General features: G+C 72.9%; 27 protein-coding genes. 19 read left to right on the forward strand and 8 right to left on the reverse strand.

Features of this window, described 5'->3' with window-relative positions:
• Nucleotides 1-17 precede the first annotated feature (17 nt).
• Nucleotides 18-1,985 carry a 3-oxoacyl-[acyl-carrier-protein] synthase III C-terminal domain-containing protein gene (locus OG774_RS07115; RefSeq protein WP_328308010.1) on the reverse strand — a complete coding sequence of 656 codons (1,968 nt, stop codon included), beginning with the start codon at nucleotides 1,983-1,985 and terminating at the stop codon, nucleotides 18-20.
• 342 nt (nucleotides 1,986-2,327) lie between these two features.
• On the opposite strand from OG774_RS07115, the gene OG774_RS07120 reads away from it, so the two are divergent.
• Nucleotides 2,328-3,575, forward strand: coding sequence for an APC family permease (locus tag OG774_RS07120; RefSeq protein ID WP_328308012.1), 1,248 nt, complete (start codon nucleotides 2,328-2,330; stop codon nucleotides 3,573-3,575).
• A gap of 87 nt (nucleotides 3,576-3,662) precedes the next feature.
• Here OG774_RS07120 and OG774_RS07125 read toward each other — a convergent pair whose 3' ends face one another.
• Both OG774_RS07125 and OG774_RS07130 read right to left on the reverse strand, forming a co-directional pair.
• The gene (locus tag OG774_RS07125; protein WP_328308014.1) at nucleotides 3,663-4,181 is read right to left on the reverse strand and encodes a DUF4396 domain-containing protein; all 519 of its coding nucleotides are present in this window, start codon (nucleotides 4,179-4,181) and stop codon (nucleotides 3,663-3,665) included.
• Between the two features lie 621 nt (nucleotides 4,182-4,802).
• Nucleotides 4,803-5,294: an SRPBCC family protein gene (locus OG774_RS07130; protein ID WP_328308016.1), complete on the reverse strand. Its 492-nt coding sequence runs from the start codon at nucleotides 5,292-5,294 to the stop codon at nucleotides 4,803-4,805.
• Nucleotides 5,295-5,420: 126 nt separating this feature from the next.
• Here OG774_RS07130 and OG774_RS07135 point away from each other — a divergent pair, with 126 nt between their 5' ends.
• The 3 genes from OG774_RS07135 to OG774_RS07145 all read left to right on the forward strand — a co-directional run bounded on the left by OG774_RS07135 (nucleotide 5,421) and on the right by OG774_RS07145 (nucleotide 6,893).
• Nucleotides 5,421-5,807 (forward strand): YchJ family protein, encoded by a 387-nt coding sequence (locus OG774_RS07135; protein ID WP_328308018.1) that lies wholly within the window; start codon nucleotides 5,421-5,423, stop codon nucleotides 5,805-5,807.
• Nucleotides 5,808-6,269: 462 nt separating this feature from the next.
• Nucleotides 6,270-6,587: a MerR family transcriptional regulator gene (locus OG774_RS07140; protein WP_328308020.1), complete on the forward strand. Its 318-nt coding sequence runs from the start codon at nucleotides 6,270-6,272 to the stop codon at nucleotides 6,585-6,587.
• 36 nt (nucleotides 6,588-6,623) lie between these two features.
• A complete protein-coding gene (locus OG774_RS07145) occupies nucleotides 6,624-6,893 on the forward strand; it encodes a hypothetical protein (RefSeq protein WP_328308022.1) in 270 nt (89 codons plus the stop codon).
• Between the two features lie 27 nt (nucleotides 6,894-6,920).
• On the opposite strand, the gene OG774_RS07150 is transcribed toward OG774_RS07145, so the two are convergent.
• Nucleotides 6,921-7,832: a helix-turn-helix transcriptional regulator gene (locus tag OG774_RS07150; protein WP_328308024.1), complete on the reverse strand. Its 912-nt coding sequence runs from the start codon at nucleotides 7,830-7,832 to the stop codon at nucleotides 6,921-6,923.
• Between the two features lie 186 nt (nucleotides 7,833-8,018).
• Here OG774_RS07150 and OG774_RS07155 point away from each other — a divergent pair, with 186 nt between their 5' ends.
• The 7 genes from OG774_RS07155 to OG774_RS07185 all read left to right on the forward strand — a co-directional run bounded on the left by OG774_RS07155 (nucleotide 8,019) and on the right by OG774_RS07185 (nucleotide 13,080).
• On the forward strand, nucleotides 8,019-9,041 hold the full coding sequence (locus tag OG774_RS07155; RefSeq protein WP_328308026.1) for a zinc-dependent alcohol dehydrogenase family protein: 1,023 nt from the start codon (nucleotides 8,019-8,021) through the stop codon (nucleotides 9,039-9,041).
• Between the two features lie 165 nt (nucleotides 9,042-9,206).
• Nucleotides 9,207-9,965 carry a glucose 1-dehydrogenase gene (locus OG774_RS07160; RefSeq protein WP_328308028.1) on the forward strand — a complete coding sequence of 253 codons (759 nt, stop codon included), beginning with the start codon at nucleotides 9,207-9,209 and terminating at the stop codon, nucleotides 9,963-9,965.
• A 24-nt stretch (nucleotides 9,966-9,989) separates the two neighbouring features.
• Complete coding sequence (locus tag OG774_RS07165; protein WP_328308030.1) at nucleotides 9,990-10,754, forward strand: SDR family NAD(P)-dependent oxidoreductase; 765 nt, start codon at nucleotides 9,990-9,992, stop codon at nucleotides 10,752-10,754.
• A 108-nt stretch (nucleotides 10,755-10,862) separates the two neighbouring features.
• On the forward strand, nucleotides 10,863-11,192 hold the full coding sequence (locus tag OG774_RS07170) for a hypothetical protein (protein WP_328308032.1): 330 nt from the start codon (nucleotides 10,863-10,865) through the stop codon (nucleotides 11,190-11,192).
• Nucleotides 11,193-11,200: 8 nt separating this feature from the next.
• On the forward strand, nucleotides 11,201-11,452 hold the full coding sequence (locus OG774_RS07175; protein ID WP_328308034.1) for a hypothetical protein: 252 nt from the start codon (nucleotides 11,201-11,203) through the stop codon (nucleotides 11,450-11,452).
• 66 nt (nucleotides 11,453-11,518) lie between these two features.
• Nucleotides 11,519-11,869 (forward strand): hypothetical protein, encoded by a 351-nt coding sequence (locus OG774_RS07180; RefSeq protein WP_328308036.1) that lies wholly within the window; start codon nucleotides 11,519-11,521, stop codon nucleotides 11,867-11,869.
• Nucleotides 11,870-12,009: 140 nt separating this feature from the next.
• Entirely contained in the window at nucleotides 12,010-13,080 is a 1,071-nt protein-coding gene (locus OG774_RS07185; RefSeq protein WP_328308038.1) for a homocysteine S-methyltransferase family protein, read from the forward strand.
• A gap of 5 nt (nucleotides 13,081-13,085) precedes the next feature.
• Here OG774_RS07185 and OG774_RS07190 read toward each other — a convergent pair whose 3' ends face one another.
• The 3 genes from OG774_RS07190 to OG774_RS07200 all read right to left on the reverse strand — a co-directional run bounded on the left by OG774_RS07190 (nucleotide 13,086) and on the right by OG774_RS07200 (nucleotide 15,194).
• Entirely contained in the window at nucleotides 13,086-13,820 is a 735-nt protein-coding gene (locus tag OG774_RS07190) for a Pr6Pr family membrane protein (RefSeq protein WP_328308040.1), read from the reverse strand.
• Between the two features lie 113 nt (nucleotides 13,821-13,933).
• The gene (locus tag OG774_RS07195) at nucleotides 13,934-14,554 is read right to left on the reverse strand and encodes a TetR/AcrR family transcriptional regulator (RefSeq protein ID WP_442873955.1); all 621 of its coding nucleotides are present in this window, start codon (nucleotides 14,552-14,554) and stop codon (nucleotides 13,934-13,936) included.
• Between the two features lie 4 nt (nucleotides 14,555-14,558).
• Entirely contained in the window at nucleotides 14,559-15,194 is a 636-nt protein-coding gene (locus tag OG774_RS07200; protein WP_328308044.1) for a TetR family transcriptional regulator, read from the reverse strand.
• A 126-nt stretch (nucleotides 15,195-15,320) separates the two neighbouring features.
• Here OG774_RS07200 and OG774_RS07205 point away from each other — a divergent pair, with 126 nt between their 5' ends.
• From OG774_RS07205 to OG774_RS07240, 8 genes are all read left to right on the forward strand, one after another.
• The gene (locus tag OG774_RS07205) at nucleotides 15,321-16,931 is read left to right on the forward strand and encodes a class I adenylate-forming enzyme family protein (RefSeq protein WP_328308046.1); all 1,611 of its coding nucleotides are present in this window, start codon (nucleotides 15,321-15,323) and stop codon (nucleotides 16,929-16,931) included.
• 61 nt (nucleotides 16,932-16,992) lie between these two features.
• The gene (locus tag OG774_RS07210) at nucleotides 16,993-17,784 is read left to right on the forward strand and encodes an MBL fold metallo-hydrolase (RefSeq protein WP_328308048.1); all 792 of its coding nucleotides are present in this window, start codon (nucleotides 16,993-16,995) and stop codon (nucleotides 17,782-17,784) included.
• Nucleotides 17,785-17,794: 10 nt separating this feature from the next.
• Nucleotides 17,795-18,559 (forward strand): SDR family NAD(P)-dependent oxidoreductase, encoded by a 765-nt coding sequence (locus OG774_RS07215; RefSeq protein WP_328308050.1) that lies wholly within the window; start codon nucleotides 17,795-17,797, stop codon nucleotides 18,557-18,559.
• Nucleotides 18,560-18,598: 39 nt separating this feature from the next.
• The gene (locus tag OG774_RS07220; protein ID WP_328308052.1) at nucleotides 18,599-20,962 is read left to right on the forward strand and encodes a xanthine dehydrogenase family protein molybdopterin-binding subunit; all 2,364 of its coding nucleotides are present in this window, start codon (nucleotides 18,599-18,601) and stop codon (nucleotides 20,960-20,962) included.
• Nucleotides 20,963-21,014: 52 nt separating this feature from the next.
• Nucleotides 21,015-21,878, forward strand: a complete 864-nt coding sequence (locus OG774_RS07225) for an FAD binding domain-containing protein (RefSeq protein ID WP_328308055.1) — start codon at nucleotides 21,015-21,017, stop codon at nucleotides 21,876-21,878.
• Between the two features lie 10 nt (nucleotides 21,879-21,888).
• On the forward strand, nucleotides 21,889-22,371 hold the full coding sequence (locus OG774_RS07230) for a (2Fe-2S)-binding protein (protein ID WP_328308058.1): 483 nt from the start codon (nucleotides 21,889-21,891) through the stop codon (nucleotides 22,369-22,371).
• 3 nt (nucleotides 22,372-22,374) lie between these two features.
• Entirely contained in the window at nucleotides 22,375-23,856 is a 1,482-nt protein-coding gene (locus OG774_RS07235) for a class I adenylate-forming enzyme family protein (protein ID WP_328308059.1), read from the forward strand.
• Nucleotides 23,853-24,713 carry an alpha/beta fold hydrolase gene (locus OG774_RS07240; RefSeq protein WP_328308061.1) on the forward strand — a complete coding sequence of 287 codons (861 nt, stop codon included), beginning with the start codon at nucleotides 23,853-23,855 and terminating at the stop codon, nucleotides 24,711-24,713. Before OG774_RS07235 ends, OG774_RS07240 begins: the two co-directional genes overlap by 4 nt.
• A 21-nt stretch (nucleotides 24,714-24,734) precedes the next feature.
• On the opposite strand, the gene OG774_RS07245 is transcribed toward OG774_RS07240, so the two are convergent.
• On the reverse strand, nucleotides 24,735-25,088 hold the full coding sequence (locus OG774_RS07245) for a cupin (protein ID WP_328308063.1): 354 nt from the start codon (nucleotides 25,086-25,088) through the stop codon (nucleotides 24,735-24,737).
• Between the last annotated feature and the right edge of the window lie 6 nt (nucleotides 25,089-25,094).

The following is a 25,094-nucleotide window of genomic DNA, read 5'->3' on the forward strand; positions in this document are numbered from 1 at the left end:
GGACGCCGCGGCCGCCGCTACTCGCCGAAGGCCACCTGGACGTCGTCGGTCGTGGTCGATGTCCGGCGTGCCGGACCCAGGGGGACGCTCGCGCCGGAGTCGGACACCACCTCGTCCGCCACGATCGCGGGGTCGATGCGGAGGACCGCGTAGCCACCCACCGCACCGGCCCCGAAGCCGGGGGCGAAGATCCTCGAGGGGCGATCGATCGCGCCGTCGCGCACGGCATCGTGGATGGCGATGGGGATGCTCGCGGCCGACACGTTGCCCATCGACTCGATGTTGAAGTAGAGCTGGTCGGCCGAGAGCCCGGCCTTCGCCGCCAGGTCGAGGATCATCGTCTTGTTGGCCTGGTGCGGGACGATGAGCTCGATGCTCTCCAGCAGGCTGCGGCCGGGGTCGTCGGGGTCGGTCTGCTCGGAGAGCTCGCCGAGCATCTGGTCCAGGTAGCGCTGCACCAACGACTTGACCTCGGGGCCGTAGACGGTGATGTCGTTGTCGAACTCCGGATTCGGCCAGATGATCGAGTTGACCTCCGACGCCGGCCCGCTCGCGTAGGTCTGCAGGACCTCGACGTCGACCGGAGCGCCCTCCGCGGCCGGGGCCACGACCATCGCCGCCGCCCCGTCGCCGAAGATCATCCTCGACGTGCGGGCGCTCCCGATCTTGTCGGAGAACTTCTCGACGCACACCAGGAGCACGGGCCGTCGGACCTCCTGGATCTGCCGGACCGCCTCGGCGAGCCCGTAGGGCAGCCCGGCGCAGGCCGCGACCATGTCCATCGACGTGTGGGTCTGCGCCAGCCCCAGCTCACCGGAGACCCAGCAGGCGATGGAGGGGATCTGGCGGTTGCTGGTGCAGGTGCTGACCAGGACCGCGCCGATCTCGTCGGGCGACCGGCCGGACTTCGCGAGGGCCGCGCGCCCCGCGTCCAACGCGAGGTGGTTCGGCTCGCGCGCCGTGTAGCACCGCCGGCGGATCCCGGTCTTCCGGGCGATCTCCTCGGCGCTCATCGGCGACCACGAGAAGCTGGCGTTGCGGATGACGTCGTCGTTGTCGCAGACGTGCTCACCGCGCACCACGGCGAGAGCCTCCAGCGCGGGGCGCACCGCGAAGGCTTCGCGCACCCGCACCGGGGGGTACGGCGTCCGGGGCGACACGGTCTCGACCGGCTCACTCGCCGTTCCCGCGACGGCGGGGCCCGTGTCGCGGGCCTGCTTGACCCGGTCGATGAACGCCATGACGTCGCGGTTGCGCGGGTGGAACGTGACGACGAAGTCGTCGGGGCCGATGTCGGCGGGGTGGCGCAGCGTCGTCCGGGAGCCGTCCCACGGATAGAGGTTGTGCAGCACCATCGCCCAGCGCATGAGGGCCTCGAGCTCGGGCACCTCCTCGTCGGCGTCGAGGATCTCGTCCACCGGGAAGAGGTGGTGATCGGGATCGTGGTCGGGCATGACGAAGGTCAAGGCATCGGGTTGCGCCAGGAACTCGGCGACGGTCGGCTTGATCGCCGGGAGCTCGGTGGCGTGGTGCAGCTTGTGCCGGAACACGTCGAACAGCAGGGCGAAGACCCGGTCCTCGGTGTCGGCGGCCCAGCGCGCCGGGAGCGCGTGGTACGCGCGCTCGACCGCCGCGACCTTGCGGTCGCGGTCCTCCCACGGGGTCAGCACCGGGAGGAAGATGTCGTCGCGGTGCCGGGGCACGTCACGCCACCGCATCGGACGCTTGTCGAACATCGTCATCGAGTAGCGGTTGACCCAGAACAGGTTCTGGCCGAGGTCGCGCAGCAGCTCGAAGCGGCTCGGGTAGGAGCCGCTCTCCACCCGGTGGAGGATGTCGGTCCCCGTCGGGGCCTTCGCCTCGAAGTCCCGCTCGATGACGGCGGTGAACTGCTCGAGCGTGTCGAGGACCGAGAAGTCCAGCTCGCCGAAGAAGTTGGCCGGGAAGACGAGGCGACCACTGCGGTTGATCACGAACGGCTTCACGGCATCACCTTCGGCGTCACTGCGCGATCGATGGCCGGTCAGCCACGTCGTCGCCGACTCTAGAAGAGTGGCGCGGCTGCGGGGCCTGCGCGCGCGTGCGTGACTCCGCTGCCGCTCCCGATGGACTCGCCCTCACACGGTCCCGGTCGTCGGTGTGACCTGCGCGCCCGCCGGCGGGAACAGTTCGACCAGGTTCCCGTCGGCGTCGGCGGACGCCGGCGTACTCCTCCGGGCAGACCTCCCGCGCCCTGCCGTACAAGGTGATGACGGGAGCACGCCGAGAGGCCACGGCATCGAGCACAATTCGTGGACCGTGGTCGGAGCTCGACCGAGGGAGCCGAGGTGACCGACCCCCCGCTGGCGCGCCGGCTCGGACCGACCGACGCCGTGCTGATCGGACTCGGCTCGATGATCGGGGCCGGGGTGTTCTCGGCATTCGCACCGGCCGCGGCGGCCGCCGGCGGCGGGCTGCTGATCGGCCTGGGGATCGCCGCCGCGGTCGCGTACTGCAACGCCACCGCCTCGGCCCAGCTCGCGGCGCAGTACCCGGTCTCGGGAGGGACCTACGTCTACGGCCGCGAGCGGCTGGGCGCCTGGTGGGGCTTCCTCGCCGGCTGGGGATTCGTCGTCGGCAAGACGGCCAGCTGCGCCGCGATGGCCCTCACCTTCGCCGCCTACGCCGTCCCCGCCGCATGGCAGCGCCCGGCGGCCGTGGTCGCCGTCGTCGCGCTCGCCGCGGTGAACTACCGCGGGGTCACCCGCACGGCCCGGCTCACCCGCGTGATCGTCACCATCGTGCTGCTCGCGCTGACGGTGGCGGTCGTCGCAGGGCTCACGGGAGGGACGCCGGGGATCGTCGGCCTGGTCGCGGTTCCGTCGCCGAGTCCTCTCGAGGTCCTGCAGTCGGCGGGGCTGCTGTTCTTCGCCTTCGCGGGGTACGCCCGGATCGCCACCATGGGCGAGGAGGTGCGCGACCCCCGGCGCACGATCCCGCGCGCCATCGTCACGGCGCTCGCCGTCGCGGTCGCGGTGTACGCCGTCGTCGCGGTGACGCTCCTGCTCGTGCTCGGTCCGGCCCGGCTCGCGACGTCGCGGGCCCCGCTGACCGACCTGGTCGCCGTCGGGGGCTGGGCCTGGGCCGTCCCGGTGGTGGCCGTCGGCGCCTCGGCGGCAGCGCTCGGGGCGCTGCTGGCGTTGATCGCCGGCGTCGGCCGCACCACCCTGGCCATGGCCCGCCGGGCCGATCTCCCCCCGTGGTTCGCTGCGGTCCACCCACGCCACGAGGTCCCGCACCGCGCGGAGGTCGCGGTCGCCGTCGTCGTGTCGGTCCTCGTGCTCACGGTGGACCTGCGCGACGCGATCGGTTTCTCGTCGTTCGGCGTGCTCGTGTACTACCTGATCGCCAACCTCTCGGCCTTCACCCAGCCGCCCGAACAACGGCGGTTCCCGCGCTGGCTGCAGGTCGTCGGGGCCGCCGGGTGCCTGCTCCTCGTGGCCACCCTGCCGCGGCAGGCCGTGCTGTCCGGACTGCTCGTCCTCGCCGTCGGCGTCGCGTACCGGGCCGGCAGATTGACCGTCGCTCGACGATGACGAGGACGACGTCCGGCTCCTGGGCGAGGTCGTTCCAGTGGAAGCGAACCAGCGTGCCTGCTACGGAGACCCGGTGCTCGATCTCGCTCAGTGGTGGGCGTGCACGACGGCGTGCCCCCTCCCCCGACCGATCATCCAGCGGTTGATCGGGGTGGTGACGACGAAGGCGACCAGCAGCGCGAACGCGAGCGCTCCCCAGAACAAAGCACTGGTGAGGCCGGCGTCCATCGCCCCGGGGACGCCGAGCATGACGGCGTTGTCGACGATCTCCATCACGGTGATCGAGACGGTGTCGGCGGCCAGGGCGACGCGCAGCGCCTGACGGAACCCGACCCCGGCTCGCAGGACGCCGCGCATCGTGAGGGCGTAACCGAAGACGAAGGCGAGCGCGATCGCCAGGACCACGGTGGCGGCATCGTGCAGTCCCAGCGCGGTCCCGATGACCATGCCGAGGACCTCACCGATCGCGCACCCGGTCAGGCAGTGCGCCGTCGCCCGGGCCGCCACGGACCAGGACACCGACGCCCAGCCACCGGCCGTGTCGTCTCCGTCGTGCGCGTGCGCCGACTCGTCGTTCGCGCCGACCGACGACGGTCCGTCCTCCATCGCGTGCCTCCCACGCCGAGTTCCTCCATGGGATAGGTACCCCCAGGGGGTATCAGTGGTACTCCTCGTCCGGACCCGCGACAACCCCTCCCGGTGACCCGGGAGACCCCGATCCGATCTCGCGCGACCGCCGACGGAGGCGGCGGGGCGCCGATCCGCCGAGGGGCGGGGCGCCACGGAAGCGCGTGTGGGTGGTCGAGACCCGAGAACCCCCCGGTCGGAGGCGGTGTCCCGGTACCGTCGCCGAGTGGGTCGGGGGACCCTCCTCGCGGTTCATCGGGGGTCGGCAGTGGCGTCTCGTTTCGCGGTTCCGCTCGCGCGGTTGTTGACATGGGGTCAGCCGCATCCCGGTGGTCAGGGGGCCGGCGCACCGCAGCGGCTCGGCCCGTGGGGCGCGCGGCAGCGTTATCACCGGGCGCTCTTCCTCGTGATCGGCTTCTGGGCCGTCGTCACGTGTGTCGCGGCCGCCGTCTATCCCCTGGCCGCGATCGTGGTCGCCCTGGCGGGCCTTGCTCACGTCGTCGCCGGCTACCGGGTCGAACAGAGGCGCCGAGATGATCGAGCGAGGCCCAGCGACCGGACATGACGCGCCGCAGCCGCGCAGGGCGCCGACGGTGTGGGTCAGCGCGTCGCTTCGCGGACGTCCGTTCCCTGCTCGGCGAACGCCTTGAAGTCCTGCATGTGCCGGCGCGTCTGCTTGCGGAAGGCACCGGGCATGACGAGCCCCACCAGTCGCATCGGGACGCTGCTGAACCGGTGTTCGTTCTCGCTCTCCCAGAGGGTCGTCTCCGGACCGGCTTCCGTCAGCCGCTCCCGCGCGGCGCTCCACATGCCCTCGGCGACGATCTCGCGGTCGAAGTGCACGACGCTGTCCCGCGGGATGCCGTGCAGGTCCGCCGGCTCCCGGCGCGTGATGGTCTCGGTCGCTTCCATCGTCTGCTTGCCCGTCTGCATCACGACACGCGACTCGGTACCGACCTGCCCGTGCGTCCCGCTCATCGGTTCGTGCAGCACCAGACCTCGTAGCCAGTTCGGCATGTGTGCGGGGTCGGCGAGCAGCTGGGCCACCCTCTCCCGCGGCAGAGCGATCTCTATCGAGACGGTGTACTTCATGGCGGAATGCTCCAGGTCGTCCTCGCCGGCCGACGCACACTAGCGACTTCGATTTATATTAGTCCAGTCTTATAGCATCGCCACCGCGCCCTCGTCGCCGTCCACCGGACGGCATACTCGAGGGCCGTGCCATCCCGACCCTGCCCGTGCGGCCTGCCCGAACCGTTCGACGCGTGCTGCGGCCGGTACCTCGGCGAGTCCGACACCGCGGCTCCCACCGCCGAGGCACTCATGCGCTCGCGCTACACGGCCTTCGCGCGTGGCGACGTCGACCATCTGCTCCGGACCTGGCACCCGTCGACCCGCCCGACGACGCTGGCGCTCGACCCCGCGATCCGCTGGACGCAGCTGGAGGTGCTCGACCGCATGGGCGGCGGCCTCTTCGACAGCGACGGAGTCGTCGAGTTCCGCGCCCACCACCGCGAGGGTCCGGGGAGCGGGGTCCTGCACGAACGCAGCCGCTTCGTCCGGGAAGCCGGGCGGTGGTTCTACCGGGACGGGACCGCCCGCTGACCCCGGGGCGGTGACCGACGACGTCCGGCCTCGACCCTCGACCTCCGGATGATTCTGTCGGGGTCTGCGCCGCACGTCGCCCACCCCGCATCAGGTGACGGCAGCCCGTGAGGTGGCGACGAGGACACCGCACCCCGGCGACCGAGAAAATCTCGCTCCGCCACGCTAGACATGGTCTCGGCGGCAGGTGTACTTTCTGCGTCGCGCAAGGAGAAGATCAAGAGACACGGGAAGGGAGGTCGGCGCACCGTCAGCCCGTCCGGGTCGGCCACGACCCGGGCTCATCGACTCGTCGGAACGGATGGTGATCTTCGGTTATCGAGCTTCCCCGATCCCCGCAGCACCCGCTCGTCGGTTCCTGCGGTACGAGGCCGGCCCCCGAGCCGGCCGACAGTGTGCAGACCTGATCCCCCAGGGGCCCCGGCGCAAGGTGCGCCGGGGCCCCTCGTCCGTGTGGAGGTGATGTTGGCCCGAGAGTCCGAGGCCGTGACGCAGCGGCTCGATGACGAGCACTACCCCGCGTACTCCATCGGTCGTGCCGCTGAGATGGTCGGCGCGACCCCCGGCTTCCTGCGCAGCCTGGACGAGGCGAAGCTCCTCGACCCCCAGCGCTCCGGAGGAGGTCACCGCCGCTACTCCCGCCACGAGCTCCGGCTGGCCGCCCGGGTCCGGGACCTCCTCGACCACGGCACCGCCCTCGACGCCGCGTGCCGCATCGTGGTCCTCGAGGACCAGCTCGACGAGGCGCGGCGCACCATCGCCGACCAGCGCGAGGAGTGAGGACTCTTTGAGGCAGCAGCACCCCGAGGAGACACGATGAGCGCCATCCCCCGACGACAACAGCCTGACGTGACCCGTGTGCTCCTCGCCGACGGGTGGCACGAGGTGGAACAGCGGACGTTCGAGGTCGACGGCCACAGCTTCGGGTTCGCCGAGCTCGTGCCGGTCGAGGGCGAGCACGGCGAGCTCATCGCGACCGGTCGCTTCATCACAGGTCCACTCACGTCGGTGTTCGCGGTCGAATCCGAACCGACCCCGACCGAGAAGGTCCCCGGGCAGCCCTCGCGACCTCCGGCATGGCCGTAGCCCGCAGCGCCCGCGTGCGCCGCGGAGTCAGTGCGACATGTCGTCCTGCTCGCTGGTGGCCGCGGGCCGGCTCGCCGTCCAGCTGGCGAGCAGGGACAGCGCGTCGGCCGACGGCGTGGCGGGTTCGGGGCTGTAGACGGTGAGGACGAGCCCGGGATCGGCCGGGATCGGCATCGTCTCGTAGCCGACCTCGAGGGCGCCGACGACGGGGTGGTGGAAGCGCTTGGTGCCGGTCTGGTGCAGGCGCACGTTGTGCTTGGCCCACCGCACCCGGAACTCCTCACTGCGTGTCGAGAGCTCTCCGACCAGGTCGGAGATGCCGCGGTCGTAGGGATCGCGCCCGGCCTCGGTGCGCAGGTTGTTGACCCCGACGTCGGCCATGAACTCCCAGTCCGGGTAGAACTCGTGCGCCCGGGGGTCGAGGAAGCAGAACCGCACGAAGTTCACCGGCACGCTCGGGTCGGGGTGCTGCGGGTCGGGGTAGAGCGGGGCGTAGAAGGCGTAGCCCAGCGCGTTCGCCGCCACCAGGTCCTGGCGGGCGTTGCCCACGATGGCCGGCACGGTCATCGCGTCGAGCAACCGTTGGACCATCGGCCGGACGGTGCTCGAGCGGCGGGCTCGGGGGCGTGCTCGTGCGGGGCCGGTGGCGATGCTGCGGTGCAGGTCGGCCAGGTGGGCCCGCTCGGCCTCGTCGAGCTGCAGGGCGCGGGCGATCGCATCGAGCACGGCCTCGGACACGCCGCCGGCCTTGCCGCGCTCGAGCTGGGTGTAGTAGTCGATCGACAGCCCGGCGAGGGTCGCGACCTCCTGGCGCCGTAGCCCGGGCACGCGACGCTTGCCGGCGTCGTACACCGGCAGCCCGACCTGGTCCGGGGTGATCCGGGCTCGCCGGGAGGCCAGGAACTCGCCGAGCTCGACGCGGTTGTCGGCACCACTCATGGCTCCACGGTAGGTCCGGCTCGCCGGGTGTGCGGGGTGCCGCCGCAAGGGGTGCTGGCAGCACCCCCCTGCTGGCACCCGTGTCAGGGGCTCCTCCCACGCGCCGGCGATGAGGCGTTGTCTCGTGGTCGTCGGTCCGCCACCCGGACCGCGACGCGATCACCCACGCACCGAGAAGGAACCGCCATGCGAGGAGCAGTACTGCACGCCCCCGGCGACGTCCGCGTCGAGGACCGTCCCGACCCCGAGATCGAGCAGCCCACCGACGCGGTCATCCGTCTGGCCGCCACCTGCGTGTGCGGCTCGGACCTGTGGCCCTACCGCGGCATCGAGGACGTCACCGGACCGGCGCCGATGGGCCACGAGTACGTCGGCATCGTCGAGGAGGTCGGTAGCGAGGTCCGCGACATCCGTCCCGGGCAGTTCGTGGTCGGTTCGTTCTTCGCCTCGGACAACACCTGCGAGATCTGCCGCGCCGGGTACCAGCCCTCCTGCCCGCACGCCGAGATCATGGGCACCCTCGGTGCCCAGGCCGAGCACCTGCGCGTCCCGCTGGCCGACGGCACCCTCGTCGCCACCCCCGACACCCCGTCGGCCGACCTCCTCCCGAGCCTGCTCGCCGCCTCCGACGTGCTGGGCACCGGCTGGTTCGGCGCCGTCGCCGCCGAGGCCGGCCCCGGCAAGACCGTCGCCGTCGTCGGCGACGGCGCGGTCGGGCTGCTCGGCATGCTCGCCGCGAAGCAGCTCGGCGCCGAGCGGATCATCGCCATGAGCCGCCACGAGTCCCGCCAGCAGCTCGCCCGGCACTTCGGTGCCACCGACATCGTCACCGAGCGCGGCGACGAGGGCGTCGCGCGGATCAAGGACATGACGAACGGGTTCGGCGCGCACTCGGTGATCGAGGCCGTCGGCACCCAGGAGTCGATGATGCAGGCGATCGACTCGACCCGCCCCGGCGGGCACGTCGGCTACGTGGGGGTCTCCCACGACGTCTCCCTGCCCGGCCTGCCGCTGTTCTTCTCCCACGTCCACCTCCACGGCGGCCCCGCCCCGGTCCGGCGCTTCCTGCCCGAGCTGATCGACCTCATCACCCGCCGCGAGATCGACCCGGGCAAGGTCTTCGACCTCACCCTCCCCCTCGACGAGGCCGCCGAGGGCTACCGCGCCATGGACGAGCGTCGCGCCATCAAGACGCTGCTCACCCCGTAGCCGGGTCGCCCGACCCCGGACACACCCACTCCGTCCCGAGGAGAGGTCCATGGAACTCGAACCCGTCGGTCCGACCGCGAAGGCGCCGGTGGAACGCTCCACCGGCGACGTCGACGTCGACATCGTCGAGCCCGTCACCGACGAGCAGCACCAGCAGGCCACGACGTGACCGGGCGGTTCGACGGCAGGGTCGCGTTCGTGACCGGCGCGACCACCGGCATCGGGCGCGCCACGGCCCTGGCGTTCGCCCGCGAGGGCGCCCGAGTCGTGGTCGCCGACATCAGGTTCGACGGAGCGCAGGAGACCGCCCGGCTCATCGAACAGGACGGCGGTCAGGCCCTCGCCGTGTCCTGCGACGTCTCTCGCGTCGAGGACGTCGACGCCGCACTCGCCGCCGTCATCGAGCGCTTCGGACGTCTCGATGTCGCGTTCAACAACGCCGGCGTCGAGCAGCCTCGCAAGCCCGTCCACGAGATCACCGACGACGAGTTCGACCGGCTCGTGGCGATCAACCTGCGCGGGACCTTCCTGTCGATGCGTCGCGAGATCGAGGTCATGGCCGGCACCGGTGGCGGCGCGATCGTCAACACCGCCTCCGGGGCGGGCGTCCGGGGCTTCCCCGACCAGGCCGCCTACGCCGCCACCAAGCACGCCGTGATCGGCCTGACCACCTCGGCCGCCCTCGAACAAGCGGCGCAGGACATCCGCATCAACGCCGTCTGCCCCGGCATCATCGACACCGAGATGATCGGGCGCCTCACCGGCGGCACCGAGGAGGGCTACGCGTCGGTCGTCGCCCAGGAACCGATCGGCCGCCTCGGCCGCCCGGAGGAGATCGCTGCGGCGGTGCTCTGGCTCTGCTCGGAGGAGGCCGCGTTCACCGTCGGGCACGCGCTGGTCGTCGACAGCGGCCAGACCGTCTAGTCCACGATCCGAGAGGACATCGCCATGCCGACCTACGACTTCTCCGGGCAGACAGCCTTCGTCACGGGCGCCGGCTCCGGCATGGGCTTGGCCACCGCGCGGGCCTTCGCCGAGTCCGGTGCGGCGGTCGCGCTCGCCGACCTCGCGGGGGAGGCGCTCGACGCCGCGGAGCACGAGCTGCGCGACGCCGGGCACCGCGTGCTCGCCCTGTCCTGCGACGTCGCCGACGAGGACCAGGTCGCCACCGCCGTACGCCGGACCGTCGAGACCTTCGGCGGCCTCGACCTGGCCTACAACAACGCCGGCATCCAATCGCCGGTCACCGACGCCGCCGACGAGCCCGCCGAGGTCTTCGACCGGGTCAACGGCGTCAACCTGCGCGGCATCTGGGCGAGCATGAAGCACGAGCTCGCCCAGATGCGGACCCAGGGCTCCGGCGCGATCGTCAACTGCTCCTCGCTCGGCGGGCTCGTCGGCCTGCCCGGCCGCGCCGCCTACCACGCGTCCAAGCACGGCGTCATCGGTCTGACCCGGAGCGCCGCCGTCGAGTACGCCCCCCGCGGCATCCGCATCAACGCCATCTGCCCCGGCACCATCGAGACCCCGATGGTCACACGAATGATCGACTCCGGGGACCTCGACCGCACGCAGGCGGAGGCCAACCAGCCCATCAACCGCCTCGGCACCGCTGACGAGATGGCCGCTGCCGTGCTGTGGCTCTGCAGCCCGGGCGCCGCCTTCGTCGTCGGCGTCGCCCTCCCCGTCGACGGCGGCTACACCGCCGTCTGATCCCGTGCCGACCGCGGGACGGAGTCCCGCCGCAGTCGGCGGACGCCCACCGGTCTCGCGGGACGGCCTCGCGAAGCCCTCACTCCATGATCGTGCAGCATGTCGCCCATGACACCGCGACCCACCGGCAGGATGCGGCTCCTCGCCGGGATGGTGATCGCGAACCGTCCGTGGCGTCTGGTGCTCGGTATGCGCAGCGCGCTGGCGGCCGTGATGGCCACCAGCGCCTACTTGGTGATCACCTCGACGATCTGGCAGCTCGCCGGCTCGTTGAGCACGACCAAGCTGGTCGTGACCATGGTGGCCGCCGTGCTCATGATGGTCGTCTGGATCATCGGCGCCCACCACCTCTGGCGGAGCCGGGACGAGCTGGGCGAGGGCTGGGACCCGGTCCTGTGGAACGCGTCCACCGTTCTGACCCTGCTGGTCGGGTCGTGACGATGTCGGTGGCCGTGCTCGCCTTCAACATCGCGGTGACGGTGTTCTTCCTCGAGCCCCCGGTCTACTCCAGCGATGCCGCCACGTGGCCGGGATTCGTCGACCACGTGCGGCTGGCGTGGCTGGCCACGGGCTTCGCGACGGTCGCGGGAGCGATCGGCTCGGGGCTCGACAGCGATGCCGCGGTCGAAGCCGCTGCCTACGACGGCGAGCAGCGCCGCGAAGCGTCACGCGAGAGATCGGCATCGTCGTCACCCTGACCGGTCCCCATCGGCCCCCACGGCTCGTCGTCGTTCCACGACGGTCGCGGTCTTGATCGGGCGCGGGTGACCCACCTGGCGCGGATCGACGAGGCGCGCCACGTCGCGTTCGGCGTCGCCCACCTCGAGCACCAGGGCCGGCGCGACCCGACGCTGCCCGGCAAGCTGCGCGCCGCGATCGAGCGACGCCACGACGCCCTCGTCGACACCGCCGGGCTCAATGCCGACGTCTTCGACGCCCTCGTCGTCCTCGCCGCCGGCGACTGGACCCCGGAGGCGATCGCCCGTGGTCACGACGCGGTCCAGGATCTGCACCACGCCATGGACGACGGCCGACGTCAACGCCTGGCACGCCTCGGCTTCCCGCCGGACGAGGCCGCCGAGCTCTCTGCCCTGCACACCCGCAACTTCATGTGACCATGGCGGGTGATCACGCCGCCGGGAGCGCTCATAAGGCGGACCTTCTCGAATCAGTGACGCTGCGCATCGATTGGACGGGGTCATCTCCCCCACCGACCGCGACTCTGGGAGATCCACGACGGCGAAGCGAGGCCACCATGACAGTTCCCCAGCCGGTGCCGGAGTCGCTGCGCGGTCCGGGCCTCACCGAGCGCCTCGCGGCCGGGCCGGTCGTGTGCGGCGAGGGCTACCTGTTCGAGCTCGAGCGGCGCGGCTACCTGCAGGCCGGGGCCTTCGTCCCGGAAGTGGTCCTCGACCATCCCGAGGAGGTCGCCGCCCTGCACCGGCAGTTCGTGCACGCGGGCTCGGACGTCGTCGAGGCGTTCACGTACTACGCGCACCGCGAGAAGCTGCGTGTGATCGGCAAGGGCGACATCCTGGAACCGCTCAACCGGCAGGCGCTCGAGATCGCCCGCGGGGTGGCCGACGGCACCGGCACGCTGCTGGCGGGCAACATCTGCAACACCGGCGTCTACGACCCGGGCGATCCCGCGACGCACGCCACCGTGCGGGAGATGTTCACCGAGCAGGTGGGCTGGGCCGCCGAGGCCGGTGTCGACTTCGTCATCGCCGAGACGTTCCGGTACCTCGGGGAGGCCGAGATCGCTCTCGAGGTGATCCGCGCGGCCGGACTGCCCCCGGTGCTGCTGCTGGTGGCCGGACAGGAGCCGGTGACCCGGGACGGGGTCGCGATCCCGCAGGCGTGCCGCGAGCTGGCCGCTCGTGGCGCCGACGTCGTGGGCCTCAACTGTGTGCGCGGTCCGGCCACGATGCTGCCGCTGCTGGGGCCGATCGCCGCGGCGGTGGACGTCCCGGTCGCCGCGTTGCCGGTGCCCTACCGCACCCACCCCGAGCAGCCGACCTTCCACGCGCTGCGCGACCACGGGCCGACCACGCTCCCGGAGGATCTCCCGTTCCCGACGGCGCTCGACCCGTTCACCTGCCACCGCTACGAGATCGCGGACTTCACCCGCCGGGCCCGGGCGGCCGGCGTGGGCTACTTCGGCCTGTGCTGCGGCGCGGCGCCGCACCACCTGCGGGCGATGGCCGAGACGCTGGGGCGCACCCCGCCGGCCAGCAGGTACTCACCGGACATGTCGAAGCACGTCTACCTCGGTGCCGACCCGCGGTTGCGGCCGTCGAACCAGGAGTACCGGACCTTGCTGTAGCCCGCTCACGGCGCCGCCGGAGGCTCCCGCTCCTCCCCCTCGTGGGCAGGGGCCGAGCCGACGGCGCGGAACCGGTCGAGTCCCATGAAGATCGCGACCAGGACGACGGCCACCCCGAGGACGACCGCGGTGTTGCGGATCGACGCCCAGTAGCCGATCACGTCGACGTCCAGGAACGGGTAGGGATACCAGCCGACCAGCGCGCCGCGGACGAAGGTGTAGGCGATCCAGAGCATCGGCCAGAGGAACGCCCAGGCGATGGTCCCGCGGTCGATGCGGGGGCGGGGGCCGAAGATCAGCCACCCGAGCAGGGTCGCCCAGGGGGCGATGTAGTGGAAGCCGATGGTGGCGACGAGCGGCCATCCGGTGGGGTGGACGTAGCGGATGAGGACCAGGTCGAAGACCAGGCCCGTGATGGTGATGCCCAGGAGCGCGTCGAGCCGGAGGATGCGCCAGACCCGTCCGTCCCGGGCGGGGTGGACCACCAGGGTGGCCGCGGCGATCAGCACGAGGATGTTGCTCTGGATCGTGAAGTAGCTCAGCGTCTGGATCATCCGGGTACCGATCCCGACCGAGGCGACGGCCTCGCCGGTGTTGGGATCGGGGCCCCCGGTGAGGATGAGCCACAGCTGGATGACCAGGGCGGCAGCGACGTCGACGACGATCAGCAGGTGCCAGAGGCGGGACGCACGGCCGGCCCGCCGATCCGTCGACGTCGGTCGCGTGGTGGTGGCGGTCATGGTGTGCGCCTCGCGGTCGTCGAGCAGGGTGATCGCTGCCGGCCCGGACTCTTCACGAGGGACGGCGCGCTGTGGGTGTCGCGACACGAAAGTGCCGCGCCGGGACGCCCTGACTAGGAGGGGGCGCCGACGTGGCCCGCGACCCTGAGCGCGAACTCGCTGTACTGCTCGGCCACCTGCTCGGCCGTCAACGGGCCCCCGGGCGAGAACCACCGGGCGACGCTGACACACATCTCCAGCACACCGAACGACGCGACCCGAGGGGTCTCGACGACGAGCACGCCCCGGTCCGCCCCCTCCGCGATCAGGTCCCGGACGGCGCGCTCGTGGCGTCGACGGAGCTCGAGGACCTGCGTCAGGACGGGTTCGTCGAGGCTGGCGACGTCCCGGTTCACGATCAACGCTTCGCGTCGGTGGGTGGCGTGACGCAGCGCGTAGACCCTCGCTGCCTCGCGTAGCCGGCTCACGACGTCGTCACGACCGTCGACGGCGGCCTCGAACTCGGCCCACACCTGCTGGGACGTCGTCAGCACGATCTCGGCCAGCAGCTCCTGCTTGGATCTCATGTGGTTGTAGAGGCTGGGCGTCCGTATCCGGAGCCGCGCGGCCACCTCGCTGAGCGCCGTCCCGTGATAGCCCTTCTCCGCGAACAGGGTCGTCGCCGCGTCGCGCACCGTGGCGGGCGTGACGGCGGCGCGATCACCGGGCGCGGCAGGGGCACTCACGGCCGTCATCGTCTCAGCGCGGTGGGAGCCGGGCGTCCCAGGCACCGACGATCCGGAGGGCGAAACGGCTGTACTGGTCGGCGACGGCCTCGGCCGTGAGCTCGCCGTCGTCGGAGAACCACCGCGCGATGCTCACGCACAGCTCCCGGATGGCGAACGACGCGAGGGCCGGCGACTCCACCCGGAAATCGCCCTGCTCGACGCCGCGAGCGATGACGGCGCGCAGGGCGTGCTCGTGCGCGCGACGACGGGCCTGCAGGTCGCTGCGCGCCGGCTCCTCGAGGCTGCCGGTGTCGCGGTTGACCACGAGCGCCTCGCGGCGATGCGTGGCGTGACGGTGGGCGTAGACATCGGCGGCCCGCCGGAGCTGCTCGACGGGTGGGTCGCCGGGGTCGACGGCCGCGTGGAAGTCGGCCAGCACGCCCGCGGTGGTGCGGTCCACGATGGTGCGCAGCAGCTCGTGCTTCGAGTCCATGTGGTTGTAGAGGCTCGGGGTCCGGACCTGGAGCGCGTCGGCGATCTCGCTCAGCGCCGTGCCGTGGTAGCCCCGCCGCGCGAAGAGCGTCAGGGCCGCGTCGAGGACGACCTCGCGGGTCAGCGCCGCGCGGGTGGCGCGCCGGGGCGCGAGGTCCGTCCGGTTCGTGCTCATCGATCACCGCCTCGGTCCGGACATCCCAGCCATGGTCTCAGAACGAACGAGCATTAGTAAGCCTTGCTCCCGTCCACCGCTCACCCCTACCGTTCCTAACGAGCGTTAATTGGTCGAGGAGGCGCGATGCTGCGTACCGAGGTGATCCGGCCGCTCCACATGCTGCTCGAGGGCCACGCCCGCACACGGGGCGAGGCCACGGCGTTCGCCGACGAGAACCGCGAGATCTCCTACGGCGAGCTCGCCCGCACCACCGCCCGCCTCGCCGGCCACCTCGTCGCCCTCGGCGTCGGGCCCGGCGACCGGGTGGCAATGGTGATGGCCAACGCCGTCGAGACCGCGGAGACCTACCTCGCCGTGCCCCGGGCCGGTGCCGTGGCGGTGTGCCTCAACCCGGACGCCGGACCGGGGGAGCTCGAGTACATGCTCGGCGACTGCGGCGCGCGCCTGGTCGTCACCGACGCCGCCCACGCCGACGTCGTCGCCGGTTTCGTCCCACCAGACGTCCCGGTGGTCCTGGTCGGCGGGACGGCGCCGCGCTGGCCGTCGTACGCCGAGCTGGTCGGCCGCGAGCCGGACGTGCCCGCGCCCGATCCCGACGACCTCGACGCCACGGCGTTCATGCTCTACACCTCGGGCACCACCGGGCGCCCGAAGGGCGTGGAGCTGAGCCTGCGCAGCTGCCTGTGGGTGGTGGCGGCCTGCTGGGCGCCGATCATGGGCCTGGGTCCGGACGACACCGTCCTGTCCGCGCTGCCGCTGTTCCACTCCTACGCCCTGGACCTGTGCGTGCTCGGGGTCGCGGCCACGGGAGCGGGCGAACGGATCCTCCCCCGCTTCTCCTCGAGCCGCGTCCTCGAGCTGCTCGCGACCGGCGACTACACGGTCCTCCCCGGTGTGCCGACGACGTTCTCCTACCTCCTGCAGGCCGCGAGCGCGCGCGACGGCGGCGGGACCCCCGCGCATCGTCTCCGTGTCGCGGTCTCGGCCGGCGCGATCCTGCCGGCGGCGGTCAACGAGGCGTTCGAGCGGTCGTTCGGCGCGATCCTGCTCGACGGCTACGGGATCACCGAGACCTCGACGATGGTGGTGATGAACTGGCCCCACGGGTCCCGCCCGTACGGCTCCTGCGGGCTGCCGATCCCGGGTCTCGCCGTCCGGCTGGTCGATCCGGCCACCGGGGTGGACGCGCCGCCGGGCGGCGAGGGCGAGCTGTGGGTGCGCGGCCCGAGCGTCATGCGCGGCTACCACGGCAAGCCCCAGCAGACCGCCGACGTGCTCGTCGACGGCTGGTACCGCACCGGCGACCTCGCCCGCACCGACGTCCACGGCTACCTCACGATCAGCGGCCGCACCAAGGAGATGATCATCCGGGGCGGGGAGAACATCTACCCCGCCGAGATCGAGAACGCCCTGCTCGGCGCCCCCGGCGTCGCGGACGTCGCCGTCGTCGGACGTCCGCATCCCGACCTGGGCGAGGTGCCGGTGGCGTTCGTGGTCGCCGACACCGAGGCCGGCGGAGGACCGGACGTCGAGGCCCTCCGGGAGCACTGCCGCCGACAGCTGGCGTGGTTCAAGGTCCCCGACGGCTTCCACCTCACCGACACCATCCCCCGCACCGGCTCGGGGAAGATCAAGCGCTTCGAGCTCGCCCGGCGCCTCGACGACCTCGCCGGGCCGCCGCTCCCGGCGCCCGCACCCCGGAGCCTCGACCAGGAGGTCGTGACGTGGAGCTGAGCAGCGCGCTCGTGACGGAGATCGCGAGATCGACCTCGCCCGCCGACGAGGGGGCCCGGCGGTGAAGGTCGGCGACGTCGAGATCCTGCCGGTGGTCGACGGCACCGGTCGCGAGAACGCGCGCGAGGTGCTCTCGGTGCCCGGCGAGGACCGGTGGGCCTGCCACCGCGAGCACCTCGACGCCGTCGGCGACCTCGAGCTGACCCTCGGCGGGTTCCTGCTGCGCACCGGGGACCGCACCGTGCTCGTCGACGCCGGGGTCGGGCGCATCCACAACGACCACTACGCCGGCGGCGGGTTCCTCGACGCGCTCGCCGCGCACGGCGTCTCCCCCGCCGACGTCACCGACGTCGTCTTCACCCACCTGCACTTCGACCACGTCGGGTGGGCCACCAGCAAGGGCGAGGTGGTGTTCGGCAACGCCACGTACCGCGTGCACGCCGCGGACTGGGCGCACTTCGTCGACGCCACGGACGCCGAGCCAGGAGCGGTGCGCAAGCTCGCCCCGCTGCGGGACCGTCTGGAGGTGTTCGACACCGACACGACCCTGGCGCCCGGTCTCGACGCCCGACCCACCCCGGGCCACACGCCCGGGTCCACCACCTACGTCGTGTCCGGCGGGGGCGAGCGCGCACTGCTCGTCGGCGACGTCGCGCACTCGGTGGTCGAGCTCGAGGAGCCCGACTGGGAGGCGACCTTCGACGTCGACCCCCGGGCCGCGCAGGCGATGCGCAACGCCCTGGTCCGCGAGGTCACCGACACCGCCGACCTCGTCGTCCCCGCCCACCTCCCCGGCCTCGCCCACGGCCGGATCGTCACCTTCGGCGATCGCCGCCGCTTCGTCACCGTCTGAGGAGCTCTCCATGGATCTGCAGCTCGCCGGCACCACCGTGCTGGTCACCGGCGCCGGGCAGGGCCTCGGCCGCGCCATCGGCGAGGCGTTCGCCGCCGAGGGCGCGCAGGTCGCGTTCGGCTACAACACCTCCGGCGAGGGCGCCGAGGCCGCGGCGGAGGCCGTGCGCGCCACCGGCGTCAAGGCCACCGCGGTCGCGGTCGACACCCGCGACGACGCCGGCGTCGCCCGCGCGCTCGACGCGGTGGAGTCCGAGCTCGGGCCGATCGGGGTGCTCGTGAACAACGCCGCGGTCACCAGCCGCGGTCGCTTCCTCGAGCGGTCGGCGTCCGACTTCGCGGCCGAGATCGACGTGACCGTCACCGGGACCCTGCGCATCTCCCACGCCGTCGCGCAGCGCATGGCCGCCCACGGCGGCGGGTCCATCGTGTCGCTCATGGGCGACTCCGGGCGCGTCGGGGAGTCGGGGCTCACCGTCACCGCCACCGCCCGCTCCTCCACCCTCGGGCTGACGAAGTCGCTGGCCAAGGAGCTCGCCCGCCACGGCATCCGGGCGAACGCCGTGTCGATCGGGCTCGTGCAGACCGACCGGTTCTCCGCCCACGCCGGCGGGACCGACGAGGAACGCCTCAAGAAGATCACCGCGCTGTACCCGCTGCGTCGTCTCGGCCGCCCCGAGGACGTGACCCCGACGATCCTGCTGCTCGCCTCGCCGTGCTCGGCCTGGACCACCGGCCAGGTCGTCTCGGTCAACGGCGGCTTCGCCATGCCCTGATCACTCGCGCCGCACGGACGCACCAGCGAGAGGAGGACCATGACCACCACATCACCGGCGCCGGAGGCGACCGCCAGCGGGACCGCGGTCCGGCGCAAGGAGGACGCCCGGCTGCTCACCGGCCGCGGCCGCTACGTCTCCGACCTCGCCCTGCCGCGGATGCGTCACGTCGCGTTCGTGCGCAGCCCGCTGGCCCACGCGCGGATCACCTCGGTCGACGTCGGCGAGGCGCTCGAGACCGGCGGCGTCAGCGCGGTGTTCACCGGCGATCACCCCGCCCTGGCGTCGGTCTCGCTGCGCGCGCAGTCGGGGCTCCCGGGCTACGTCGAGACCGACCAGCCGCCGCTGGCGCGCGGCAAGGTCCGCTTCGCCGGCGAGGCCGTGGCCGCGATCGTCGCCGACGACCGCTACCACGCCGAGGACGGCGCCGAGGGCGTCGACGTCGAGTACGAACCGCTGACCCCGCAGGTGTGCGCCTGGGCGTCCCCGGAGGAGATCACCGACCCGGTGCACGACGAGGCGCCGGACAACGTCCTGCTCTCCCGCACCTTTCGCGCGGGCGACGTCGAGGCGGCGCTCGCGGAGGCCGCGGTGATCGTGGACCGCGAGGTGACCACCAACCGGCACGGCGGCAACCCCATCGAGTGCCGGGCCGGGGTCGCGCTCTACGAGGTCGCCGACCGCAAGCTGACGTTCTGGTCCGGCACCCAGGTCCCCTACATCGTGCGCACCCAGCTCGCCGAGCTGCTCGACCTGCCCGAGGGCAACATCCGGGTCATCGCCCCCGACGTCGGCGGCGGCTTCGGGGTCAAGGCCGTGCTCTATCCCGAGGACGTCGCCCTGTGCCTGATGGCCATGGCGATGCCCGGGGTCGCCCTCAAGTGGGTCGAGGACCGCGTCGAGCACCTGCTGTCCGCGACCCACGCCCGCGAGCACCGCTACGTGCTGCGCGCCGGGTTCGCCGCCGACGGGGAGCTGCTCGCGGTGAAGGCCGACGCGTGGTGCAACGCCGGCGCCTACTCGGTCTACCCCTGGACCGCCGGCATCGAGCCCCTCATGGCCGGTGGCCTGCTCACCGGCCCGTACAAGCTCGCGCACTACGAGTGCACGGTCCGCGGCGTCACCACCAACACCAGCCCGTCGGGTCCCTACCGCGGCGTCGCGCGTCCCTCCACGGTGTTCGCGATGGAGGCGCTGATGGACTCCGGCGCCCGGGCGCTCGACATGGACCCGATCGCGCTGCGGCGGCGCAACCTCATCCTGCCCGCGGACATCCCCCACACGATGCCGTCGCGGCTCGTCGACGACTCAGGGGCCTACGAGGCCTGCCTCGACCAGGCACTCGAGACGTTCGGGCTCGAGGGCTGGCGGGCCGAGCAGCAACGGCGGCGGGCCGCCGGCGGGAAGCCGCTCGGCATCGGGATCGGCATCTACAACGAGCTCACCGGCCTCGGGCGGGCCGCGTCGGCAGGCCCCCGCATGGCGTTCCGCACCGGTCACGACGCCTGCACCGTGCGGATCAACCCCGACGGTGCCGTCACCGTCTTCTCCGGCGTCACGTCCCAGGGGCAGGGCCTCGAGACGACCATGGCGCAGGTCGTCGCCGACGCCCTGGGCGTCTCGTACGAGGCGGTCGAGGTCCGGATCGGCGACACCGACGAGTCGCTCTGGGGCTTCGGCGCGTTCTCCTCCCGCCAGGCCGTGATCGGCGGCGGTGCCGCGCACCTCGCCGGCGAGCACGTCCGGGGCAAGGCACTCGCGCTGGCGGCGGCGCTGAAGGAAGCCCCCGTCGAGGACCTCGACCTCCGTGGTGGCGAGGTCTACATGGCCGGGCAGGAGAAGCCGATCATCTCGCTGGCCGAGGTCGCGAGGGTCGCTTACCTGCAGTCCGACCGCTTGCCCGAGGGCTTCGAGCCGGGGCTCGAGGGCACGAAGTTCTACGACCCGATCCGTGGTGCCTTCGCCGCCGGCGTCCAACTCGGCGCGCTGGAGTTCGATCCCGCCACGGGCGAGATCGGCATCCTGAGCTGGGTGTGCGTCGAGGACGCCGGACGGATCGTGCACCCGGTGATCGTCGACGGGCAGATCGCCGGCTCGATCGCCCAGGGCATCGGCGGGGCGATGTACGAGCACCTCGTCTACGACGAGGCCGGGAACCTGACCACCGGCACGCTGCTCGACTACCTCATGCCGACCTCGGGCGAGATCCCCGAGCTGACGATCGGGCACGTCAGCACCCCGGCCGCCAATCCCACCGGCGTCCGCGGTGTCGGCGAGGGCGGCACCCTCGCCCCGAACGCCGTGGTCGCGGGCGCGGTGGCCGATGCGCTCGGGGTCGAGGTGGACGACCTGCCGGTCACCCCGGCGTCGGTGTGGACGCTCCTGCAGGGGGTGACGTCGTGATCCTCGACGACCGCCTTGCCGGGCCACCGACCACCGCTCCCGGGAGGACCCGATGAAGTGCCCGCCGTTCGAGTACCACCGGGCGACCGGCGTGACGGACGCCGTCGCCGCCCTCGACGCCGCCGACGACGAGGGGAAGATCCTCGCCGGGGGCCAGAGCCTGATGCCGGTCCTCGCGCTGCGCATGGCTCGGCCCGCGGTGCTGGTCGACATCAACCACGTCCCCGGCCTCGACCGGCTCGAGCGGCGCGGCGACACGCTCCACCTCGGGGCCCTCGTCCGCCACCTGACCCTCGCCGAGCAGGACCAGCACCCGCTGCTCGCGGAGGCCGCCCGCTGGATCGGGCACACCGCGATCCGCAGCCGCGGCACGGTCGCCGGCAGCCTCGCGCACGCCGATCCGTCCGCCGAGCTCCCGTCGGTCCTGCTCGCGTGCGACGGCGCCGTCCAGGTCGCGGGGCCGGGCACGACCCGGCGGGTCGGCGCCGCCGACCTCTTCGTCGGCGCACTCCAGACCGACCTGGGCGACGCCGAGATGATCACCGAGGTCGAGCTGCCCGTCCCCGACGGCTGGGGCTTCTCCGAGTTCGCCCGCCGCCACGGCGACTTCGCCATCGTGTCGGCCGTCGCCACCCGCTTCGGCGACCGCCTCCGCGTCGTGGTCGGCGGCGTCGGCGGCGTCCCGCACCTCGTCCCGCCCCCCGACAGCGCCCCCGACCTGCTGACCGTCTCCGGGGCGGTGCAGGACGACCGCGTCTCCGAGATCGCCGACGCCGCCGCCCGGAGCGTCGAGCCGGCCTCCGATCTGCACGGGAGCGCCGACTACCGGCGCGCCCTCACCCGCGAGGTCGTCCGCCGCGCCCTCGCCCAGCTCGCCGGGACCCCGGCGAGCGACCGCAGCCCCGTCCCCGCCTGAGGAGGCCGACGTGCAGATCTCCCTCACGGTCAACGGCGAACGCCACCGCGTCGACGTCGAGCCCCGCCGCACCCTGGCCGACGCCCTGCGCGAGGACCTGGGGCTCACCGGCACCCACCTCGGCTGCGAGCACGGCGTCTGCGGCGCCTGCACGATCGTGGTCGACGGCCGACCCGTGCGCGCGTGCCTCATGTTCGCCGTCCAGGCCGACGGCGCCTCGATCGCCACCGTCGAGGGCCTCGCCGCCGACGACGGCACCCTGCACCCGCTGCAGGAGGCGTTCTCGCGCTGCCACGGCCTGCAGTGCGGCGCCTGCACCCCGGGCATGCTCATGACCGCCCAGCACCTGCTCGACACCGAACCCGCGCCCAGCCGCGACCGCATCCGCGCCGAGATGGCCGGCAACATCTGCCGCTGCACCGGCTACGTCGGCATCGTCGACGCGGTGGAGTCGGCGGCCGCCCGGCAGCGCGAGCTCGCCGCCGAGGCCTGAGGGGTGGGCCCGACAGCGTCCGGCGACACGGACCCGGCCGCGGTCCGGGCGTGGGCCCGGCACCTCGGGCGCGCCTGCGATCCGACGACGCTGCGCCGGGAGCTGGCCGCGGGGTCGCTGCCCACCGCCGCGCAGGCCGCCGCTGCCCGAGCCGGCGACCGCACCGCGGTCGAGGTCGACGGCGACGCCCTCACCCACGAGAGGCTCGACGCCGTCGCCGGGCGCGCCGCGGCACGTCTGCGGGGCCGTGGCGTCGCCCGGGGTGACGCCGTCGTCCTCGTCGCCGGCACCTCCCTCGCCTTCGTGGTCGCCTACCTCGCCGTCCTGCGGCTGGGCGCGACGGTCGTGCCGCTCGACCCCGCCCAGCCCGTGGCTGCGAGGGACCGCGTCGCCGGGCTCGCCCGCGCCCGGCTCGTCCTCGACGAACCGGCGCTGCGCGACCTCCTCGAAGGAGCCGCGGACGAGCCCGATCCCGTGCCGGTCGGCGACGAGCCACTGCCCGGCGACGTCGCCGTCCTCGCGTTCACGTCGGGCACCACCGACGCCCCGAAGGGCGTGCCCATCACCCACGCCAACCTGCTCGCCTCGGCCCGCGCCGCGATGGCCGCGTGGCGCTGGGCCGACGACGACGTCCTCGTGCACGCGCTGCCCCTGTTCCACCAGCACGGGCTGGGCGGGCTGCACATGACGCTGATCGCCGGCACCACCGCGCGGATCGCCTCCCGGTTCGACCCCGACCGCCTCCTCGCGACCGGCGGCACCGTCCTGTTCGCGGTGCCGGCGATCTGGGCGCGCCTCGTGGACCACCCCCGGACCGGCGCCCTGCGCTCGCTGCGCCTGGCGGTGTCCGGCTCCGCTCCCTTGTCGGCCGCGCTCTCCGATCGCGTCGCGGCCGCGATCGGCCAGGTGCCGTTGGAGCGCTACGGGCTCACCGAGAGCGGGCTCGACGTCTCCAACCCCTACGACGGCCCCCGCGTCGCCGGGACCGTCGGGTTCCCGTTGCCCGGCATCGAGCTGCGCCTCGGTGACCAGGACGAGATCCAGCTCCGCGGCCCCCAGGTGATCTCCGGCTACCTCGCCGGGGCGGCCCCGGAGGCCTTCCTGCCCGACGGCTGGTTCCGCACCGGCGACCTCGGTCGCCTCGACGACGAGGGCCGGCTGACGATCGTCGGGCGTCTCAAGGAGCTGATCATCACCGGCGGGTACAACGTGGTCCCCCGCGAGGTCGAGGTGGTGCTCGAGGAGCAGCCCGGCGTGGTCGAGGTGGCCGTCGCCGGCCTCCCCAGCGAGCGCTGGGGCGAGGAGGTGACCGCGTTCGTCGTCCCCGGCGACCAGCCGCCCGACGAGGACGCGCTGCTCACGGCGGCCCGCGAGCAGCTCGTCGGCTACAAGGTGCCCAAGTCCGTGCGGTTCGTCGACGCGCTGCCCCGCAACGCCATGGGCAAGATCGTGCGCACCGCCCTCGGCACGCAGGAGCACCCGTGAGGATCACCACCGACGACGGCGTCGGCCTCGCCGTCCACGTCACCGGGCCGACCGACCCCGGCGCCGAGCACCGGCAAGCCCCGCCGATCCTGTTCGCCCACGAGTTCGGCGGCGACCACCGCTCGTGGGCTCCGCAGGTCGCCGACTTCTCGCGCGCGCACCGCTGCGTCACCTACGACGCCCGCGGCTACCCGCCCTCCGACGTGCCGGGCGACCCCGCCGCCTACTCGCAGGACCGCGCCGTCGCCGACGCCCTCGCGGTCCTCGACGCCACCGGCACCGAGCGCGCCGTGGTCGTCGGCAACTCGATGGGCGGGTTCGCGACCCTGCACCTCGGCCTGCGCCACCCCGAGCGCTGCCTCGGCCTCGTCGTCGCGGGCTGCGGCTACGGCGCCGCCCCCGAGCACGCCGACGCCTTCCGCGCCGACGCGCTCGCCCTCGCCGACGCCTACGACCGCGTGGGGGCCGCGGCGGTCGCCGCCGAGTACGGCCACCGCCCCGCCCGCCAGGCCCTGCGCCGCCGCGACCCCGCCGCCCACGAGCAGCACCTAGGCATCCTCGCCGAGCACGACCCCGTCGGCGCCGCCCTCACCATGCGCGGGGTGCAGGCCGCGCGGCCGTCGTTGTTCGACCTGCGCGTCGACCTCGCCAGGATGTCCGTACCGACCCTGCTCGTGGTGGGCGACGAGGACGCGGAGGCGATCGACGCCAACCTCATGCTGCGCGGGACGCTGCCCGACGCCGGCCTCGCGGTGCTCCCCCGCGCCGGGCACCTCACCAACCTCGAGGACCCGCCGCTGTTCGACCACCTCGTGCGGACGTTCGTCGCCGGGCTCGAGGGCGCACCGACGGGGTGACGAGCGGGGTCGAGCCGGGCGTCAGGACATCGATGGTGTGGCACAGACGGCGATGAACACCAGGCCGTCCGGGCCCGCACGCAGGAACCTGGAGGACTCCACCGTGACGGCGACGAACTGCCCGGGGCCGACCGGGATCTCCTCCTCGTCGACGATCACCCAGCCATCGCCCCGGAGGACGGCGTAGGCGTCCTCGGCGTGGTCGTCGACGTGGTCGTGGGGAACGGTCTCCTCCCCCGCGGGCAGCTCGATCTGGTAGAGACCGAATGCCGTGAGCCCGAGGGCCTCACCGACGCGCTTCTCGAACGGGCTCGCCGCGGGATGGGGCCCCCGACCGACACTGAGGTCGGCGGCGTCGACGCTGTAGTGGGTCACGGACGG

Origin of the sequence: Actinomycetospora sp. NBC_00405 (genome assembly GCF_036044095.1) — a bacterium.
Lineage (GTDB): Bacteria > Actinomycetota > Actinomycetes > Mycobacteriales > Pseudonocardiaceae > Actinomycetospora > Actinomycetospora callitridis.

What these genes read in the sequence shown, in the direction of transcription:
- OG774_RS07220 (WP_328308052.1), top strand. Translation starts at nt 18,599, where the DNA reads ATGACCACCACATCACCGGCGCCGGAGGCGACCGCCAGCGGGACCGCG.
- OG774_RS07150 (WP_328308024.1), bottom strand. Translation starts at nt 7,832, where the DNA reads ATGAGTGGTGCCGACAACCGCGTCGAGCTCGGCGAGTTCCTGGCCTCC.
- OG774_RS07185 (WP_328308038.1), top strand. Translation starts at nt 12,010, where the DNA reads ATGACAGTTCCCCAGCCGGTGCCGGAGTCGCTGCGCGGTCCGGGCCTC.
- OG774_RS07205 (WP_328308046.1), top strand. Translation starts at nt 15,321, where the DNA reads ATGCTGCGTACCGAGGTGATCCGGCCGCTCCACATGCTGCTCGAGGGC.
- OG774_RS07200 (WP_328308044.1), bottom strand. Translation starts at nt 15,194, where the DNA reads ATGAGCACGAACCGGACGGACCTCGCGCCCCGGCGCGCCACCCGCGCG.
- OG774_RS07155 (WP_328308026.1), top strand. Translation starts at nt 8,019, where the DNA reads ATGCGAGGAGCAGTACTGCACGCCCCCGGCGACGTCCGCGTCGAGGAC.
- OG774_RS07125 (WP_328308014.1), bottom strand. Translation starts at nt 4,181, where the DNA reads ATGGAGGACGGACCGTCGTCGGTCGGCGCGAACGACGAGTCGGCGCAC.
- OG774_RS07140 (WP_328308020.1), top strand. Translation starts at nt 6,270, where the DNA reads ATGTTGGCCCGAGAGTCCGAGGCCGTGACGCAGCGGCTCGATGACGAG.
- OG774_RS07195 (WP_442873955.1), bottom strand. Translation starts at nt 14,554, where the DNA reads ATGACGGCCGTGAGTGCCCCTGCCGCGCCCGGTGATCGCGCCGCCGTC.
- OG774_RS07130 (WP_328308016.1), bottom strand. Translation starts at nt 5,294, where the DNA reads ATGAAGTACACCGTCTCGATAGAGATCGCTCTGCCGCGGGAGAGGGTG.
- OG774_RS07145 (WP_328308022.1), top strand. Translation starts at nt 6,624, where the DNA reads ATGAGCGCCATCCCCCGACGACAACAGCCTGACGTGACCCGTGTGCTC.
- OG774_RS07225 (WP_328308055.1), top strand. Translation starts at nt 21,015, where the DNA reads ATGAAGTGCCCGCCGTTCGAGTACCACCGGGCGACCGGCGTGACGGAC.
- OG774_RS07190 (WP_328308040.1), bottom strand. Translation starts at nt 13,820, where the DNA reads ATGACCGCCACCACCACGCGACCGACGTCGACGGATCGGCGGGCCGGC.
- OG774_RS07165 (WP_328308030.1), top strand. Translation starts at nt 9,990, where the DNA reads ATGCCGACCTACGACTTCTCCGGGCAGACAGCCTTCGTCACGGGCGCC.
- OG774_RS07170 (WP_328308032.1), top strand. Translation starts at nt 10,863, where the DNA reads ATGACACCGCGACCCACCGGCAGGATGCGGCTCCTCGCCGGGATGGTG.
- OG774_RS07215 (WP_328308050.1), top strand. Translation starts at nt 17,795, where the DNA reads ATGGATCTGCAGCTCGCCGGCACCACCGTGCTGGTCACCGGCGCCGGG.